The organism is Edaphobacter aggregans DSM 19364, assembly GCF_000745965.1.
Taxonomy (GTDB): domain Bacteria; phylum Acidobacteriota; class Terriglobia; order Terriglobales; family Acidobacteriaceae; genus Edaphobacter; species Edaphobacter aggregans.
The window spans coordinates 44,871-60,524 of record NZ_JQKI01000019.1; the positions used below are offsets into that span (position 1 = coordinate 44,871).

The window sequence follows — 15,654 nt, forward strand, 5'->3', positions numbered from 1 at the left end:
GCCGCGATGATCGAAGAGGATGGTGCTGACGTCCTTGAAGTCGATGCCGTTGGAGGCGTCGAAGACGAGCCAGGAGGAGCCCTCCCAGCGGGCGATGCCTCGGTTGGTCTGGGTGAGGATGCGGCCCTGGGGGTCTTCGGCGAAGGCGAGCAGGCCGGAGCCGCTGTAGGGGGTGAGGTCGTCCTGGGATGCGTCGGGGGAGTGGATGTTGCGGTCGCGGAAGGAGGAGTCGCCGCGCGCGAGGGTGCGGATGTTCTGTGCGCTGCGCGTCCAGAGGGTGCCGCGCGAGTCTTCGAAGAGGTGAATCCAGGGCTCGGCGGGGAGGTTCTGGCGGACGGAGAAGATCTCGACCTGCGATGGCTGGCGGAGTGGCTCGCGGATGCGGCAGATGGACTGGTCGCAACCGAGCAGAGGGAGGGGTCCGAGCTGGGGTTGGGGGAGACGAAGATGCTGTGGAGCTGGGCGAGTTCGGGGTGGGCGGCGAGCTGCGAGGCGCTGAAGAAGGGAGTGGCGGTCCATTCCAGCTGGCCGTTGCGGGTTCCGGTCTGGATGCCGGTTTGGCGGAGGAGCATGAGCGAGCCGCGCGCGAGGAAGAGGAGGTGGCCGGGGTCGAGCGAGGCGATGCGCTGGCCGACACCGAACTGCATGGGGTCCTGGCCGGTGGGAGCGGCGGTGAAGCCGGTTCCGTTGAAGAAGTAGAGGTGATCGTTGGTAACGACCCAGATGCGGCCGCAGGCGTCCTGGTAGAGCTGGAGGACGAGCGATTCGCCGAGTCCGTCCTGGGGTCCGAAACGGTGGAAGGCGGAGCCGTCGTAGCGGAAGAGGCCGTTTTCGGTGGCGAGCCAGAGGAGACCGGCGTTGTCTTCGACGAGGGAGAAGACGTCGAGGTTGCGGAGGCCTTCGTCCTGGCCGTAGTGCTGGAAGGTGAACTGCTGGGCGGGGACGGAGGCGGATGCAACGGTGAGTGCGAGCAGGGAGGCTGCGAGGTTCGTGAGGAGGCGCCTGCCGGGTGAGGACAGGGACGGCGACCAACTTCCTGGCTTGCGTACAGGCTGGCTGCTCAACGGAGATCACCCGCACATTGCCTCGATGACACGAACTCCGCGACGGACGGCGAGGTCCGGCGGCATGGCTTGGAGGCTTTGGTGTTTCTTTAAGTTAGACGAAGCGTGCGGGGTTGCGGGTAGGGGGCTAACTCATCGTGAGCCAAAGGTTAACCCGGGAGGTACGCGTTTCCCGAGGGGGCGTGGCAGGCGATGGAGGCGATGTTTTCGTGGTTGACGACGAGCTCGCGGCCTGCGGCGGCGTGGAAGCGGAAGAAGCCGAGTGAGGTGAGCTGGCCCGGGAGGAGCCAGTCGTGGGGCTCCATGATGATGAGGGGGAACTGATTGATGGTCGCGCAATCGCCGTCGAAGAGGTTCTTTTCGGCGCCCTCGATGTCGAGCTTGAGGAGGAAGGGGACGTAGGCGGTGGAGGGCTTGGCGGCGAGAAGCGTGGAGAGGGAGACCATGGAGAGCTCGGCCCCAGGGCCGGCGGGAATGGTGCGATAGGCGAGGCTGCCTTCGCCCGGGTCGGAGAGATAGGCGAAGCCGTCCTCGGCGGCGATTCCGGCCTGGCGCAGGTCTGCGTCGAGCCGGGCACAGTTCTGACGGAGAAGGTCGAAGTTGTCCGGCGCGGGTTCGATGGCGAGGATATGGGCGTCGGGATAACGTGTATTGAACCAGAGAACGCTGGCTCCGATGTTGGAGCCGCAGTCGACGATGAGCGGCTTGCGTCCGGAGGAGAGGATCCGCTGGTAGAGGTCGTTGAGGAAGGCTCCGTGGGCTCCGTTGGGGAGGTCGTACTGGCCGTCGACGAAGCACTGGCGGATGGCGGTGTAGTCGGCGAAGGTGCGGCGATGGAGGATGGCGACGGTCTTGCTGGCGCACGTGAGGCGGGAGAGCTGCAGATTAGGGGGAACGCCGGGATGCGCGATGCGGCGTACGAGGTGCACGGCGGGACGAATCGCCTGGCGCAGGCGGCGGCCAATGGGAGTGGAATTGAGGATTTCGACGGTCTCGGATTGAAGATTCATTGGATCTCCAGGGTTCAGTGAGTTGCCGTGCTTGAATTGTCAAACTTATACGGTGGAGCGATCGTGCGCAATTGGAAAGCAGGGGAGAGCTGCATCAGGCAGGAAACAGAAGGGATCAGCGATCAAGGAAGATCGGCCGAGGGCGTTCAGATGCCGAGGCCGAAGTCGACTCCCTGCTCATCGCCGGAGTGGGAGTAGAAGTCGTACGGGGTACGTCGATTGAACTTATACCGCTGGCGAAGCTCGCGGCCGATGAACAGGCCAAGGGCGACGGCTCCCAGGCCGGCCGAGACCCAGCCGACGGTCTTGAGCAGGGTCGATTCTTCCTCGCCCTCCGGAAAGGGAAGTGTGTTCAGGGCAGAGGTTGCGACATCTTCAGTGACATCGGACTTCATGCAAGGATGATAGCTCAGGTTGGGCACGGCTGGCTGATAACACGGCGGGGGGGAGGGGCGAAGACTTTCAGGGGATTACGGAAACGGGAATTAGAAGTGGAGGGGTTAGGTGACGTCAACCTTCTGGAAGCCAAGGCTATAGAGGAGGGTGGTGATGGTGGCGCGGGCGTTTTTGGCGGCGGCGTCGAGGATTCCGTCGCTGAGGGCGGTCTGCCGGAGCTGCTGCTCGGCCTTGGCACGGGTCTCGGACTCGAGGTTCTGGTCGACCGGGACGAGGATTCCGGTGGAGCGGGCGTAGACGCGGGTGTGCTGGTTGTCGAGCGCGGTGAGGAAGAGCTGGGAGGGGGGCAGGGTGACGCGGATTGAGCGCGCGCCGTCGCTGGTCTCGGTGATGCGGACGTCCTCGGGCTTAAGCAGGGAGAGATCGACTCCGGCGATGGCCTGTCCGTGGACGACGAGGAGGATGCGGTCGCCGGCGAGGAGGTCGGGAAGGACTTCGCTGGATCGGGAGCCCTCGACGATGGTGTCGAGCGAGTAGACGACGGTCTCAAGGCGGCTGAGGCGCTGGATGCGCTGGACGACGGCGGGGACGGAGGTGTCGTAGGTGGTGGTGCGTCCTACGATGCGATCGGCGAGGCGGGCCATGAATCCGGTCGTGGCGTGACGTAGGAAGACGGCCAGGGCCGCGGCTCCGAGGAGCAGGGCGAGCAGGAAGGCGAGGAAGGAGGCCGAGGACCTGCGGCGCGTGTTGTATTGCGTGATCATGGCTGGTTGGATGGTACTTCAGGCGACACCAAAGGATAAGGCCTTCGGGGCTGCGTCTCTCAGTGTTGCTGGTGGGATTCTGCGTGGAAAAAATGTGTGCGGGTGGTTAGCGGAAGAATTCGCTTTGAGCGTATGATGTGGGACCGAGTGACGGTCTGGTTCATAGGGTTGTGCGGGCAGACTGCCGGTTTCTGGGTCTCTGGCAGAGAGCGCCGCGCACAGAGCCGGCACGCAGCTACTGCGTGCGGCGCGCCTGCCTCGTCCTTCCTTCTGAATGCCACTCGATGGGCGCAGTTGCGTGCCAGGAGGTGCTATGCGAGTCTTCGATCCGGTGTTGTTCATTCTGCGCAAGAAGGGTACGGATGTCTGGTCTGTTCCCTCGAATGCGACCGTCTACGACGCAATGAAGATGATGGCGGACAAGGACGTGGGTTGTCTGGTCGTCATGGACGGCGAGGAGTTCAAGGGTCTGGTCTCGGAGCGGGACTACGCCAGGAAGGTGATCCTGCAGGGGCGCTCCTCGAAGGACACGCTGGCGAGCGAGATCATGTCGGAGCCGCTGATCACTATCCCGCCGGAGTGCACGGTGGATGAGGCGATGCGGCTGATCACGACGAACCGGATTCGCCATCTTCCGGTATTGTGCGAGGGAAAGTTGCATGGAGTGATCTCGATCGGAGACCTGGTGCAGTGGATCTCGTTTGCACAGGACCAGACGATCGAGCAGCTTGAACATTACATTGAAGGGAAGTATCCCTGTTAGAGCAGTGCGCTCTGCTACTGATGCGTTAGAGAGGGCTGTGCGATGCGTGTGCGTGGGTCAACCGAGGGTGCGGGTTGCGTGCACGAGGAGATTCCAGAGGGGCGCGGGGTAGATTCCGAGAAGAAAGACGAGGCCGGTGAGGACGGCGAGGGCTACGGTTCCCAGCAGAGGCAGGGGAAGTGAGTCGGAGTCTCCGATGGTGGCGTGCTCGGCCGGCTGCGCGACCATCGCGGTGACGACGCGCAGATAGTAGAAGAGTCCGATGGTGCTGCTGATGACGAGTGAGAAGAGAAGAAGCCACTGGGAGCGCGATGCGCCTGCGGTGAGGACGTAGAACTTGCCGAGGAAGCCTGCGGTGAGGGGGATTCCGGCGAGCGAGAGCAGCATGATGGTGAGGGCGGCGGCGAGCAGCGGTCTCTGCCAGAATAGGCCGCGGTAGCGGTCGAGCGAGGCGGCCTCCCAACGCGGGCCGGAGAGAAGCGTCATGGTGCCGAAGGCTCCGAGGATGGTGACGAGATACGCGGTGAGGTAGTAGGTCGCCGCCGGAACGCCGAGTCTGCCGCCGGCGATGAGCGCAACCAGAAAGTAGCCCATGTGCGCGATGGACGAGTAGGCGAGGATGCGTTTGACGTTGGCCTGGCGGAGGGCGAGGAGGTTGCCGGCGAACATGGAAGCGATGGCGATGATGGTAAGGACGAGGTAGGTGGCGCCGGTGATCTCACCGCTCTCGGTGTGAAGCCAGCGCAGCAGCAGAGCGAACGTGCCGCCCTTGGAGACGGTAGCGATAAAGGCGGTGACCGGCAGGGGCGCGCCCTCGTAGACGTCGGGCGTCCAGAGGTGGAAGGGAACGACGGCGAGTTTGAAGCCGATTCCTGTGAGCGAGAGCATCAGGCCTGCGAGGAGAAGGATGGAGTTCGCTTGTCCGCTGGGGTGCGTGATGGCGGTGAACTGGGAGAGGTCCATCGATCCTGATCCGGCGTAGATGAGAGCGAGGCCGAAGAGAAGGATGGAGGAAGAGGACGCGGCGAGGACGAGGTATTTGATGCCGGCCTCGATGGAGATTCGTTCGCTGCGGATGTAGGCGATGAGGGCGTAGAGCGCGACGCTGAGCAGCTCGAGGCCGAGGAAGAATGAGGCGAAGGTTCGGCTGGCGGCGAGCACCATGGCTCCGGTGGTTGCGAGGAGGGCGAGGAGGTAGAACTCTTCGCGATGCTCCTGTCGTCGGTTGAGGTAGTCGTAGGCGAAGAGGAGGACGAAGGCGGCGGCGACGAGGAGGATCGCCATGTAGAGGTAGGAGTAGAGATCGAGGATGAGGAAGCGAGTGAGCTGCTGGGGCTCGGCGGACAAGGACGCGAAGGGCAGGCTGAGGAGTGCTGCAAGAAGTCCGGCGAGGGAGATGGCGGCGGCTGCCGCGTGGTTGCGGCGGACAGCGATCGCGAGCATGAGGAGAACTGCGGTCGCTGAGATGATCAGCAGCGGCGAAGATGCGAGAAGCGCGGCGGAGCTCATCGTTTACCTCCGTGCCTGCTGGGGCAGTTCGATCTGCTGTGCGGCGGCGAGGCCGGGGCGGACGGTGCGCAGGAGTGGCTGTGGATAGAGGCCGATCCAGACGAGAAGGAGCATCATGAGCCCGAGGGCGGCCCACTCGCGCGGGCGCATGTCGGGCAGCTTCCAGTGATGCTGGTTGGGTCCCTGGAAGGCGTTCTGCGCGAATCGCAAGCCGTAGAGAGTGGCGAAGACGAGGCCGAGGGTTGCGACTACGGCGAGAGGGACGCTGACGCGATAAGTGCCGAGGAGGACGAGGAACTCGCCGACGAAGTCTCCGAGGCCGGGAAGGCCGAGCGAGGCCATGGCGAAGACGAGGCCTGCGCCGCTGAGTGCGGGCATGGTCTCCCACAGGCCGCCCATCTGGGAGATCTCGCGGGTGTGGAGGCGTTCCTGAAGCAGGCCGGCGAGGATGAAGAGCGCGCCGGTGCTGATTCCGTGGCTGATCATCTGGACGACGGCTCCTTCGAGGGCGATCTGGTTTTGGGCGAAGATGCCGAGGAGCACGAAGCCCATGTGGCTGACGCTGGTGTAGGCGACGAGGCGCTTGAGGTCGGTCTGGCCGACGGCGAGCACGGCGCCGTAGATGATTCCGATGACCCCGATGGTCATCATGAGCGGAGCAAGCTCGTGCGATGGGCCGGGGAAGAGCGGCAGGACGAAGCGAATCATCCCATAGGCTCCGGTCTTGAGGAGCAGACCAGCGAGGACGACGCTGCCTGCGGTGGGGGCTTCGGTGTGGGCGTCGGGGAGCCATGTGTGGAAGGGGAACGCGGGCAGCTTGACCGCGAAGGCGATGAGGAACCCGAGCATCAGCCGGCGCGCAGTGCGGGGCGAGAGGCTGGTTTGCATCAGCTGTTGGTAGTCGAAGGTGAAGATGCCGGTGGACTGGTAGTGGAGGATGGCGAGCGTGACGATGGCGATGAGCATGAGCAGGCCGCTCAGCTGTGTGAAGAGGAAGAATTTTGTCGAGGCGTAGATGCGGCGCTCGTGTCCCCAGATGGCGATTAGGAGGTACATGGGCACGAGCATCAGCTCCCAGAAGAGGTAGAAGACGAAGAGATCGACGGCGAGGAAGACTCCGGTGATGCCGGCGAGCACCCAGAGCAGGTTGAAGTGGAAGAAGCCGACGCGCTCGCGGACCTCGGTCCATGAGGCGAGGACGGCCATGATGCCGAGGAAGTAGGTGAGGAGCAGGAGGGCGAGGCTGAGACCGTCGACGGCGAGATGGAGATGGATGCCGAACTGGGGTATCCATGGGTAGTTGCATTCGACGAGCCAGCGCGCGGGCGCGGCGGAGGGAGCCATCCAGATGCCGAGGCAGATGGCGAGGTCGATAAGCGTGCTGATCACGGCGATCCAGCGCGCCACGACGACGCTGCGGCGCGCGGCGATCCATGAGGCTATGCCGCCGACGATCAGGACCAGGACGAGGCTTGGAAGGATCATGCAAGCACCTCAGCGAGCGAACAATGCGATTGCGAGAACTGCGGCCGTGCCCATGGCAAGGCCGGTTGCGTACCAGCGAAGGCTGCCGGTCTGCGTGAGACGCAGGGTGCGGTAGCCGAGGACGGTGATCTGCGCGATACCGTTGATGGGGATGTCCGCGGGGTCCTTGGCGATCTTGTGGGTGAGCCAGCGGAACGGGCGGACGAAGAGCTTGTCGTAGAGCCAATCGAAGCCCCAGCCCGCGAGCCACAGTCGCTCGATGAAGTTCTGGGCGGGCATGCGGGCGCGTTGTGGGCCGAAGAGCAGATAGGCGAAGGTGAGTCCGAGGGCAAAGACGAGGCTGGCGGAGAGCGCGGTGATGGTCTCGGTGATGGGGCCGATGTGGACCTCTTCGAGCGGCGGAAGGACGCTCGCGAGGAAGTTGGAGAGCGCAGGCACTCCACCGAAGTGAGGAGGCGTGTCCACGTATCCTCCGATGAGCGAGAGGACGCAGAGCACGATGAGCGAGAGGCGCACGGCGAGGCCGCTGTGTTGTTTGACGTGCAACTGCTGCGGGCCAAAAAACGCGAGCAAAATCATGCGGAAGGTGTAGAGCGAGGTCAGCATGGCTCCGGTCATGCCGGCGATCCAGAACCATGCGTTGCCGTTGGGGCCGGCCCAGGACTGCCAGAGGATGAGGTCTTTGCTGAAGAAGCCGGCGGTGAGGAGCGGAAGGCCCGCCAGCGCGGAGCCGCCGATGATGAAGGACCAGAAGGCGAGCGGCAGTTCGGAGCGGAGGCCGCCCATGCGATAGAGGTCCTGCTCGTGAACGGCGTGGATGACGACGCCGGCGGCGAGGAAGAGGAGAGCCTTGAAGAAGGCGTGGGTCATGAGATGGAACATGGCGGCGGACCAGGCGCCGAGTCCGAGAGCGAGGAACATGTAACCGATCTGGCTGATGGTGGAGTAGGCGAGGACGCGCTTCATGTCGTGCTGAGCGAGCGCGCTGAAGGACGCCATCAGCATCGTCGCGGTGCCGATGATGGCGACGGCGAACTGCACGGAGGGCGCGAGAGCGAAGAGGGTGTGGGTACGGGCGATGAGATAGACGCCCGCGGTGACCATGGTGGCGGCGTGGATCAGCGCGCTGGTGGGCGTGGGCCCGGCCATGGCGTCGGGTAGCCATGTCTGAAGCGGAAGCTGTGCGGATTTGCCGACGGCTCCACCGAGCAGCAGTGCCGCTGCTGCTACAGCGATGCCGCTTGCTGGAGGCCACTGCACGACAGCGCGATGCATCAGCGTTTGGATGTCGAGCGTGCCGAGGTGCGTGAAGAGGAGGAAGAGTCCGAGAGCGAAGGCGGTGTCGCCACAGCGGGTGACGATGAAGGCCTTGTTGGCGGCGCGCACGTTCTGCGGCTCGCGGTACCAGAAGCCGATGAGGAGGAAGCTGCAGAGGCCGACGCCCTCCCAGCCGAGGTAGAGGAGGAGGAGATTGTTCGCCAGTACGAGGGTGAGCATGGAGGCGACGAAGAGATTCATGTAGGCGAAGAAGCGCGAGTAGCCTTCGTCGTCGCGCATGTACTCGACCGAGTAGAGGTGGATGAGGAAGCCGACGAAGCTGACGACGAGGAGCATGATGAGCGAGACGGAGTCGAGGTAGAAGGCGATCTCGGGGCGAAAGCCGCCGGTGTCCATCCATGTCCAAAGGTGCTGGGTGAAGGCATCGCCGGGAGGAGGGGAGGTGATGAAGTCTGCGGTGACGAGCAGCGTGATTGCGGCTGAGAGTCCGATGGAGCCGGCGCCGAGGAGCGCGACGGCGCGGCGCGAAAGACAGGAGCCGAAGAGTGCGAGCACGGCGGCGCTGGCGAAGGGGATGGCGACGATGAGCCACAGCAGCTGGAGCATGTTAGCCTCTCAACTCGCTGGCAGCGTCGACATCGAGGGCGAGCTGCCGTTTGTGGTAGAGGAGGACGAAGGCGAGGCCGACCGAGACCTCGGCGGCTGCCATGGAGAGGATGAAGAGGAACATGATCTGGCCGTCGGGCTGCGCCCATCGCGCGCCTGCTCCGATGAAGGCAAGGCCGCTGGCGTTGAGCATGATCTCGATGCTCATGAGGGTGAAGATGAGATTACGCCGCGTGAGAAGTCCCACGAGACCCAGCAGAAACAAGATCGCTGCGAGAATCAGTATGTGCTCGATCGGTACTGGTGGCATGTTGCGTCTCCTCTCTGGCGATTGCATGACGTCCAAGATGAAATGCTCCGACGAGGCCTGCCATCAACAGCAGTGAGGCTAGCTCGACTCCGATCCAGTAGTCGCCGAAGAGCGCGATGCCTACTTGCTTTGGGCCGACGGTGGTCATTGGCGTGGTGGATTGGGGAGTGAGCGCGGCGCAGAACGCAAGCTCTCCCAGCAGAACAAGGGCGAGCAGAGCGGGGCCGGCCCAGTTGCGCGGCTTGAGCCCCTCGCGTTCCACCTCCATGGCGTGTTCGGCGAGGTTGAGCATCATGACGACGAAGACGAAGAGAACCATGATGGCTCCGGCGTAGATCATGATCTCGAGCGCGGCGACGAAGGGCGCGCCTAGCGCGTAGAAGTCTGCCGCCACCGCGAGCAGCGAGACGATGAGATAGAGCAGAGCGTGCACTGCGTGGCGTTGCGTGATTGCAAGCAGCGTGGCGACGACGGCGAGAATCCCGGCGAGATAGAAGAGCAGGGTCATGGCACCTCTCAGGGCATCAGGCTGTGATTATCCACGGGAGGAAGCTCATTTTCGGACTGTCCTTTGTCCTTGCCTCCGATGGCGACGCCGGCGACGCGCCAGAAGTTGTAGTCGGGGTACTTTCCCGGGCCGTCGATCATCAGGTCGGATTTCTCGTAGACGAGATTCTGTCGCTTGTACTCGCCCATCTCGGTATCGGGAGTGAGTTGGATGGCGTAGGTGGGGCAGGCCTCTTCGCAGTAGCCGCAGAAGATGCAGCGGGAGAAGTTGATCCGGAAGAACTCCGGGTATCGTCTGCCGTGCTCGTCTTCGGTTGACTGGAGCGAGATGCAGTCGACGGGGCAGGCGACGGCGCAGAGATTGCAGGCGACGCAGCGCTCTCCACCGTCGGGGTCGCGTGTGAGAACGATGCGGCCGCGGTATCGAGGCGCGAGATAGGCTTTTTGTTCGGGATACTGAACCGTCACGCGCTTTGCGAACGCGTGGCGGAAGACCTCCCACATGGAACGCACGAGGCTGAGCACAGAGTGCCTCCCTTCATCTTCGCGCCAGTACGACGGCACCGGTCACGAGAAGGTTGACCAAGGCAAGGGGCAGCATCACCTTCCAGCCCCAGGACATGAGTTGATCGAAACGCGGCCGGGGAAGCGCCGCGCGAAACAGGATGAACATGCAGATGAAGAACATGGTTTTGGCTGCGAACCAGAGCGCTGGTGGCAGGACAGGGCCGAGCCAGCCGCCGAAGAAGAGCAGCGAGATCGCCGCCGAGATGAGGATGACGCCGATGTACTCGCCGACGAAGAACATGCCGAACTTCATGCCGGAGTACTCGGAGTGAAAGCCGGCGATCAGCTCGCTTTCGGCCTCGGCGAGATCGAAGGGCAGACGGCGCGTCTCCGCGACTCCGGCGATGAGAAAGAGGACGAAGCCGAGGAATTGAGGAACGACGAACCAGAGGCCTCGCTGTGCTTCGACGATGTCGGTGAGGCGGAAGGAGCCGGCCAGGATGACGGCGCCGAGCAGCGAGAGGCCCATGAAGACCTCGTAGCTCATCATCTGTGCCGCAGCGCGGATGCCGCCGAGCAGAGCGTACTTGTTGTTCGACGACCATCCGGCGAGCACGACGCTGTAGACGCCGAGCGACGACATCGCCAGCAGGAAGAGAATGCCGATGTTGAGGTCGGCGATGACGAAGCCTGGAGCGAAGGGGATGACGGCGAAGGAGATGAGCGCGGTCGCGACGACAATGGCGGGCGCGAGGACGAAGACAGCCTTGTCGGCGAAGGGAGGGATCCAGTCTTCTTTGGTGAAGAGCTTGATGGAGTCGGCGACGATCTGCCCGAGGCCGAAGGGGCCGACGCGGTTAGGGCCGTAGCGGTCCTGCCAGAGCGCGAGCAGACGCCGTTCGACCCAGATCAATCCGGCGGAGAGATTGAGCACCACGAACAGCACAACCGCGATGACGATGAGAGGAAAGAGGACAGCTTTCATAGAGCACCTCTCGTCGAGAGCGCTTCGACTGGAGCAAGCCTGCAGACGGTGGGCAGCGGTGTGCCTTCGAATGGCGGCATGCCGGCAGCTATGCCGGCGAGGCCGTGAGGCAGCTCGGCGCGGAGCGTGACCTCCAGCTCAAACTGGGAGTTGTTGATTATGACCTTGATATGCTCGCCTTCCGTTACGTCCGCTACGGCTGCCTCCGCAGGGTTCAGGGCGAGATAGCGGTGTGGGAGAAGCTGCGCGATTGCGTGGGCGCGGCGGCTGAGTTCTTCGGAGCCGAAGATGTGAAAGATGGGGATGAGGAGCCATTCTCCGGCTCGCGACTGGAAGGCGGGAGGGATGGAGGTGAAGTACGGCGAGCGCGACTTCTGTGTGGGCTCGATCAGGCGGACTCCGGGATCGCCGCCGCGCAAGGGTCCGCCGATCTCGACCTGGAACTTGTTCGCGGCCTGCACGGAGTTCCATCCGGGCGCCCAGAAGAACGGCAGGAGCGAAGGCGGGACCGTTCCCAGGCCGGACTCCATGGAGAAGGCGAGGGCCGAGTCGGGATCGTCGGGCGGCTTTGGCTCGTGCACGGTGATGTTGGCGAGCATCGCGGTGCGCCCGCTGAAGCGGCCGGGCTCGCGTGCGATCTTGTCGGCGCTGGTGCGTCCGGGGGCGACTTTGGGGAGGGCTCGGAGCGTGTCGATGGTTGTGGCGATGGTTGCGGTGAGACCGTCGAGATCATCCCACGGCAGACGGCTGTGGATGCCGGCCGCCGTTGATGCTTCGTGGAGCCATCGCCAGCTGGCCTGCACGTCCGTGCTGGGATCAAAGACCTGGAAGAAGCGTTGCGCGCGGCCTTCGCTGCTCACGAGCGTGCCGTCGGACTCGGAGAAGGTTCCGACAGGCAGCACGAGTTCGGCTGCCTCGGTGGTGGGGTTGGCGAGATGATCGAGCACGATGAGGTGCCTGACGTTGCGCAGCAGCGGTGTCAGCTTATTGGATGGAGAGCGACGGGAGAGATCGTTCTCGAGGACGATCAGCGTAGCTTGCGGAGTGGCGTTGATCACGCGGAGGGCTTCTGAGATGGGTTGCGGATCCAGCAGTGCGAGGCCGAAGCTGTTGCACTCGGGCGTCGTGAAGCTGAGGGCAGCGGGATGATTTGTTCTGCAGAGGGCCCAGGCGATTTGTGCAGCTGCTTCGATGATGCTCTGGCTCCAGCAGCTTGCGCCGGAGACGACGAGCGGACGCTGTGCGCTGCGCAGGGCGTTGGCGATGTTGGAGGCCATCGACTCAAGCTCGGGGGAGAGGCCGGGCACTGGCGGCGCTGACGGGTCGATTGCGTGTGCGATGGCGAAGCCAAGGCGGGCGAGGTCGTCCGGCGCTGCGCGGTAGACGCTTGTTGCGACGGCGTCGAGCTTGGTGGCGTACGGCGAGGCAATGAATAGCGGACCCTTTGCGTCCTGCACGGCCTCGCGCACAGCGTGGTCGAGCCACGCAGGGATATGAAGGCCGTCGGCGATGCGCATGGGGGCCTGGCGGACGGACTGACGCAGGCGCAGCGCCATGATGGGTGCGGTGTTGGTGAGATCTTCACCCAAGACAAGTGCAGCATCGGAGTGCTCGACCTCATCGAGCGAAGGGGATCGCGCCGGACCTTCGCGCAGGATGCGGAGCATGGATTGGAGAAGATGAAGCTCGTTGTCGGGGAGACCGGCGAAGAAGCGGTCGGGGCCGACGAGTGCGCGGAGCGCGAAGTTCGACTCGAGTGAGGCGCGCGGCGATCCGATGCCGATTGCGTTGCCTTCGCGGAGGATCGCGGTGAGGCGTTCGAGCGCTTCGGCTTTGCTGGCGGCGTTGCCGTTGATCGACGGATGACCGATGCGCAGAGGGCTCTCCACGAACTCGTAGCCGAAGCGTCCGCGATCGCAGAGGAAGTAGCCGTTCACTTCGTGGTTGTAGCGATTGACGACACGGCGGAGCGAGCCGTAGCGCTCGCCGACGGTGGTGTTGCAGCCCAGGCCGCAGTGAACGCAGATGGAGGGCGCCATCTGGAGGTCCCATTTGCGGGCGTAGTGGCGCTTGAGGGTGGCGTCGGTGAAGACGCCTGTGGGGCAGATCTCGACGAGATTGCCGCTGAACTCGCTTTCGAGCACGCCGTCTTCGGCGCGTCCGTAGAAGATGCTGTCGCGCAGGTTGAACGCGTTGAGGTCTTCGCCTCCTGCGTACTCGCGATAGTAGCGAACGCAGCGCTGGCACTGGATGCAGCGGTTCATCTCGTGATTGATCAGAGGGCCCAGATACTGGTTGCGAAACGTGCGCTTGCCGAAGCTGTAGGTGCGCAGGCGATGGCCGGTCATGACGGTCATGTCCTGCAGGTGACACTCGCCACCTTCGTCGCAGACGGGGCAGTCGTGAGGATGGTTCTGCATGAGGCCCTGGATGACGGCGGCACGAAAGGCCACGGCATCGGGGTCGGCGATGGAGATGCGCGTGCCTTCGGCGGCGGGAGTCATGCAGGCCATGATGAGCTTGCCAGTAGTGTCCTGTTCGTTGCGGAGCTGTTTGACGGCGCACTGGCGACACGCTCCCACGGACCCGAGCGCAGGGTGCCAGCAGAAGTACGGCAGATCGTAGCCCAGAGTGAGACAGGCGTGGAGAAGGTTCTGCCTGGGGTCGGCCTGTCGGGGCTGATTGTCGATATGGATCGTGGCCACGGTCATCTCCTCCAGGGACACCGGTGTTCGTCGACGTGCCTCTGAAAATCTTCGGCGAAGTATTTGAGTGCGCTCTGCAGTGGCTCTACCGCTCCGGGGGCGAAGGCGCAGAAGGTGTTGCCGGGCGCGAGGAACTTTGTCTGGAAGGCGAGTGTGTCAAGATCGCGCTTGCTTCCGTTGCCCTGCTCCATCGCGGCGAGGATCTTTTCGGTCCACGCCAGTCCGCTCCAGCAAGGGGTGCACCAGCCGCATGACTCCTGTGCGAAGAAGTGTTCGAGGTTGAGGACCATGCCGACTGGGCAGGTCTGGTCGTCGAGCACAACCATGGTTCCGGTGCCTAAGCGGCTTCCCGCTTTTTGGACGTTGTCGAAGTCCATCGGGGTATCGAGATGCTCCTCAACCAGAAAGTCCGTCGATGCTCCGCCGGGCAGAACACCGCGAAGGCGCAGGCCGTCGCGCATTCCGCCGGCATGGTCTTCGATGATCTCGCGCATCGGTGTGCCCATGGGGAGCTCCCAGAGGCCCGGGCGTTTGACTTTGCCGCTGACGCCGTAGAGTTTGGTGCCGCCGTTCTCGGTGCGGCTCAGGCTTCGGAACCAGTCGGCTCCGTGGAGCACGATGTGATGCACGTTGCAGAGCGTCTCGACGTTCTGCACGATGGTGGGCTTGCCAAAGAGTCCGGAGACCTGGGGGAAGGGAGGCTTTGTGCGGGGATGAGCGCGCTTGCCTTCGAGCGCGTTGAGCAGCGCGGTCTCCTCGCCGCAGATGTAGCGGCCGGCGCTGGCGTGGAGATGAAGGTGGAAGCTGTAACCCGAGCCGAGGATGTTGTGGCCGAGGTAGTTGCGCTGCTGTGCCTCGGCGATGGCGCGCGCGAGGCGCTGATTGGAGCACTCGTATTCGCCGCGCAGGAAGATGTAGCCGACGTCGGCCTCGATCGCATAGGCGGCGACGATCATGCCTTCGATCAGTTGATGAGGATCACGCTCCATCAGTGCACGGTCTTTGAACGTACCCGGCTCCATCTCGTCGGCGTTTGCGACGAGATACTTGGGGTGCGGAGCTTCTTTTCCCATGGGGACGAAACTCCATTTCATTCCGGTGGGGAATCCTGCGCCTCCCCGCCCGCGAAGGTTGGACTTCTTGATGAGTTCGGTGATCTCCGGGGGCGACATGAGAAGAGCCTTGCGAAGGCCCTGGTATCCTCCGCGGCTCTCGTATTCGGCGAGGCTTACCGCTTGTTTGTCGGCCCGAAAGTTTCCCGTCAGGGGTGTCTCCATGGAATCACCTATTCGTATTGCGCCAGGACTTCGTTGATTCGCAGCTCATCGAGGTCTTCGTGCAGAGTGCCGTCGATCATCATTGCGGGCGCGTGATCGCACGCGCCGAGGCAGACGATGGGCAACAGCGTGAAGCGCCCGTCTGCCGTGGTTCCTCCGAGCGGCGTGTTGAGGCTGCTGCAAAGACGATCGCGCACGCGGTCGCACCCCATGATCCAGCAGGAGACGCTGTCGCAGAGCAGCGCCACATGGCGTCCGACGGGTTTGCGCCGGATGAGGTTGTAGAACGTCGCTACGCCGTCGAGGTTCGCGATGGAGAGACCGAGAAGCTCCGAGAGATCGTGCAGGCTCTCGGAGGAGATCCATCCGCGACGACGCTGAACGATCAGCATGGCCTCGATGGAGAGGGCCTGCCGGTCGGGGTAGTCGTCCATCTTTTTCTCGATCTCGCTTCGCTCTTCGATGGTCAGCATCGTTTCGCGTTCCTT

Annotated in this window: 16 protein-coding genes; 3 read left to right on the top strand and 13 right to left on the bottom strand. The window is 63.7% G+C overall.

Annotated features, from left to right (window positions below; translation table 11 throughout):
- Positions 1 to 6 precede the first annotated feature (6 nt).
- Together Q363_RS09845 and Q363_RS09850 are read left to right on the top strand one after the other, a co-directional pair.
- Positions 7 to 699, top strand: coding sequence for a hypothetical protein (locus tag Q363_RS09845; RefSeq protein WP_035349638.1), 693 nt, complete (start codon positions 7 to 9; stop codon positions 697 to 699).
- A 2-nt stretch (positions 700 to 701) separates the two neighbouring features.
- Positions 702 to 1,013, top strand: a complete 312-nt coding sequence (locus Q363_RS09850) for a hypothetical protein (RefSeq protein WP_035349639.1) — start codon at positions 702 to 704, stop codon at positions 1,011 to 1,013.
- Positions 1,014 to 1,213: 200 nt separating this feature from the next.
- On the opposite strand, the gene Q363_RS35960 is transcribed toward Q363_RS09850, so the two are convergent.
- The 3 genes from Q363_RS35960 to Q363_RS09865 form a co-directional block, all read right to left on the bottom strand.
- Positions 1,214 to 2,074: an FkbM family methyltransferase gene (locus Q363_RS35960; RefSeq protein WP_051978610.1), complete on the bottom strand. Its 861-nt coding sequence runs from the start codon at positions 2,072 to 2,074 to the stop codon at positions 1,214 to 1,216.
- Positions 2,075 to 2,220: 146 nt separating this feature from the next.
- Positions 2,221 to 2,469, bottom strand: coding sequence for a hypothetical protein (locus tag Q363_RS09860; protein WP_051978611.1), 249 nt, complete (start codon positions 2,467 to 2,469; stop codon positions 2,221 to 2,223).
- Positions 2,470 to 2,574: 105 nt separating this feature from the next.
- On the bottom strand, positions 2,575 to 3,234 hold the full coding sequence (locus tag Q363_RS09865) for a DUF4230 domain-containing protein (RefSeq protein ID WP_035349640.1): 660 nt from the start codon (positions 3,232 to 3,234) through the stop codon (positions 2,575 to 2,577).
- 313 nt (positions 3,235 to 3,547) lie between these two features.
- Here Q363_RS09865 and Q363_RS09870 point away from each other — a divergent pair, with 313 nt between their 5' ends.
- Positions 3,548 to 3,997, top strand: coding sequence for a CBS domain-containing protein (locus Q363_RS09870; RefSeq protein ID WP_035349641.1), 450 nt, complete (start codon positions 3,548 to 3,550; stop codon positions 3,995 to 3,997).
- A 57-nt stretch (positions 3,998 to 4,054) separates the two neighbouring features.
- On the opposite strand, the gene Q363_RS09875 is transcribed toward Q363_RS09870, so the two are convergent.
- The 10 genes from Q363_RS09875 to nuoE are packed head-to-tail and all read right to left on the bottom strand — an operon-like array spanning position 4,055 to position 15,639.
- Positions 4,055 to 5,506, bottom strand: coding sequence for an NADH-quinone oxidoreductase subunit N (locus Q363_RS09875; protein ID WP_035349642.1), 1,452 nt, complete (start codon positions 5,504 to 5,506; stop codon positions 4,055 to 4,057).
- A gap of 3 nt (positions 5,507 to 5,509) precedes the next feature.
- A complete protein-coding gene (nuoM, locus tag Q363_RS09880; RefSeq protein ID WP_035349643.1) occupies positions 5,510 to 6,991 on the bottom strand; it encodes an NADH-quinone oxidoreductase subunit M in 1,482 nt (493 codons plus the stop codon).
- A gap of 9 nt (positions 6,992 to 7,000) precedes the next feature.
- Complete coding sequence (gene nuoL, locus Q363_RS09885; RefSeq protein WP_035349644.1) at positions 7,001 to 8,875, bottom strand: NADH-quinone oxidoreductase subunit L; 1,875 nt, start codon at positions 8,873 to 8,875, stop codon at positions 7,001 to 7,003.
- 1 nt (position 8,876) lies between these two features.
- Positions 8,877 to 9,122 carry an NADH-quinone oxidoreductase subunit NuoK gene (nuoK, locus tag Q363_RS09890; RefSeq protein WP_245632141.1) on the bottom strand — a complete coding sequence of 82 codons (246 nt, stop codon included), beginning with the start codon at positions 9,120 to 9,122 and terminating at the stop codon, positions 8,877 to 8,879.
- Entirely contained in the window at positions 9,100 to 9,693 is a 594-nt protein-coding gene (gene nuoJ / locus Q363_RS09895) for an NADH-quinone oxidoreductase subunit J (RefSeq protein WP_035349646.1), read from the bottom strand. The genes nuoK and nuoJ overlap by 23 nt, the downstream gene beginning before the upstream one ends.
- Before the next feature lie 8 nt (positions 9,694 to 9,701).
- On the bottom strand, positions 9,702 to 10,217 hold the full coding sequence (gene nuoI / locus Q363_RS09900) for an NADH-quinone oxidoreductase subunit NuoI (RefSeq protein ID WP_035349647.1): 516 nt from the start codon (positions 10,215 to 10,217) through the stop codon (positions 9,702 to 9,704).
- Between the two features lie 13 nt (positions 10,218 to 10,230).
- Positions 10,231 to 11,184, bottom strand: coding sequence for an NADH-quinone oxidoreductase subunit NuoH (nuoH, locus tag Q363_RS09905; protein WP_035349648.1), 954 nt, complete (start codon positions 11,182 to 11,184; stop codon positions 10,231 to 10,233).
- Positions 11,181 to 13,895, bottom strand: coding sequence for an NADH-quinone oxidoreductase subunit NuoG (nuoG, locus tag Q363_RS09910; RefSeq protein ID WP_157466712.1), 2,715 nt, complete (start codon positions 13,893 to 13,895; stop codon positions 11,181 to 11,183). Before nuoG ends, nuoH begins: the two co-directional genes overlap by 4 nt.
- Positions 13,892 to 15,166 (bottom strand): NADH-quinone oxidoreductase subunit NuoF, encoded by a 1,275-nt coding sequence (gene nuoF, locus Q363_RS09915; protein WP_035349649.1) that lies wholly within the window; start codon positions 15,164 to 15,166, stop codon positions 13,892 to 13,894. Before nuoF ends, nuoG begins: the two co-directional genes overlap by 4 nt.
- 8 nt (positions 15,167 to 15,174) lie before the next feature.
- A complete protein-coding gene (nuoE, locus tag Q363_RS09920) occupies positions 15,175 to 15,639 on the bottom strand; it encodes an NADH-quinone oxidoreductase subunit NuoE (protein ID WP_035349650.1) in 465 nt (154 codons plus the stop codon).
- Positions 15,640 to 15,654 lie beyond the last annotated feature (15 nt).

Excerpts from the sequence above, each read along its gene's own strand:
- nuoJ (WP_035349646.1), bottom strand. The coding sequence starts at position 9,693 with ATGACCCTGCTCTTCTATCTCGCCGGGATTCTCGCCGTCGTCGCCACG.
- nuoM (WP_035349643.1), bottom strand. The coding sequence starts at position 6,991 with ATGATCCTTCCAAGCCTCGTCCTGGTCCTGATCGTCGGCGGCATAGCC.
- nuoH (WP_035349648.1), bottom strand. The coding sequence starts at position 11,184 with ATGAAAGCTGTCCTCTTTCCTCTCATCGTCATCGCGGTTGTGCTGTTC.
- nuoF (WP_035349649.1), bottom strand. The coding sequence starts at position 15,166 with ATGGAGACACCCCTGACGGGAAACTTTCGGGCCGACAAACAAGCGGTA.
- Q363_RS09875 (WP_035349642.1), bottom strand. The coding sequence starts at position 5,506 with ATGAGCTCCGCCGCGCTTCTCGCATCTTCGCCGCTGCTGATCATCTCA.
- Q363_RS09860 (WP_051978611.1), bottom strand. The coding sequence starts at position 2,469 with ATGAAGTCCGATGTCACTGAAGATGTCGCAACCTCTGCCCTGAACACA.
- Q363_RS09870 (WP_035349641.1), top strand. The coding sequence starts at position 3,548 with ATGCGAGTCTTCGATCCGGTGTTGTTCATTCTGCGCAAGAAGGGTACG.
- nuoL (WP_035349644.1), bottom strand. The coding sequence starts at position 8,875 with ATGCTCCAGCTGCTGTGGCTCATCGTCGCCATCCCCTTCGCCAGCGCC.
- Q363_RS09845 (WP_035349638.1), top strand. The coding sequence starts at position 7 with ATGATCGAAGAGGATGGTGCTGACGTCCTTGAAGTCGATGCCGTTGGA.
- nuoE (WP_035349650.1), bottom strand. The coding sequence starts at position 15,639 with ATGCTGACCATCGAAGAGCGAAGCGAGATCGAGAAAAAGATGGACGAC.
- Q363_RS09865 (WP_035349640.1), bottom strand. The coding sequence starts at position 3,234 with ATGATCACGCAATACAACACGCGCCGCAGGTCCTCGGCCTCCTTCCTC.
- Q363_RS35960 (WP_051978610.1), bottom strand. The coding sequence starts at position 2,074 with ATGAATCTTCAATCCGAGACCGTCGAAATCCTCAATTCCACTCCCATT.
- nuoG (WP_157466712.1), bottom strand. The coding sequence starts at position 13,895 with ATGACCGTGGCCACGATCCATATCGACAATCAGCCCCGACAGGCCGAC.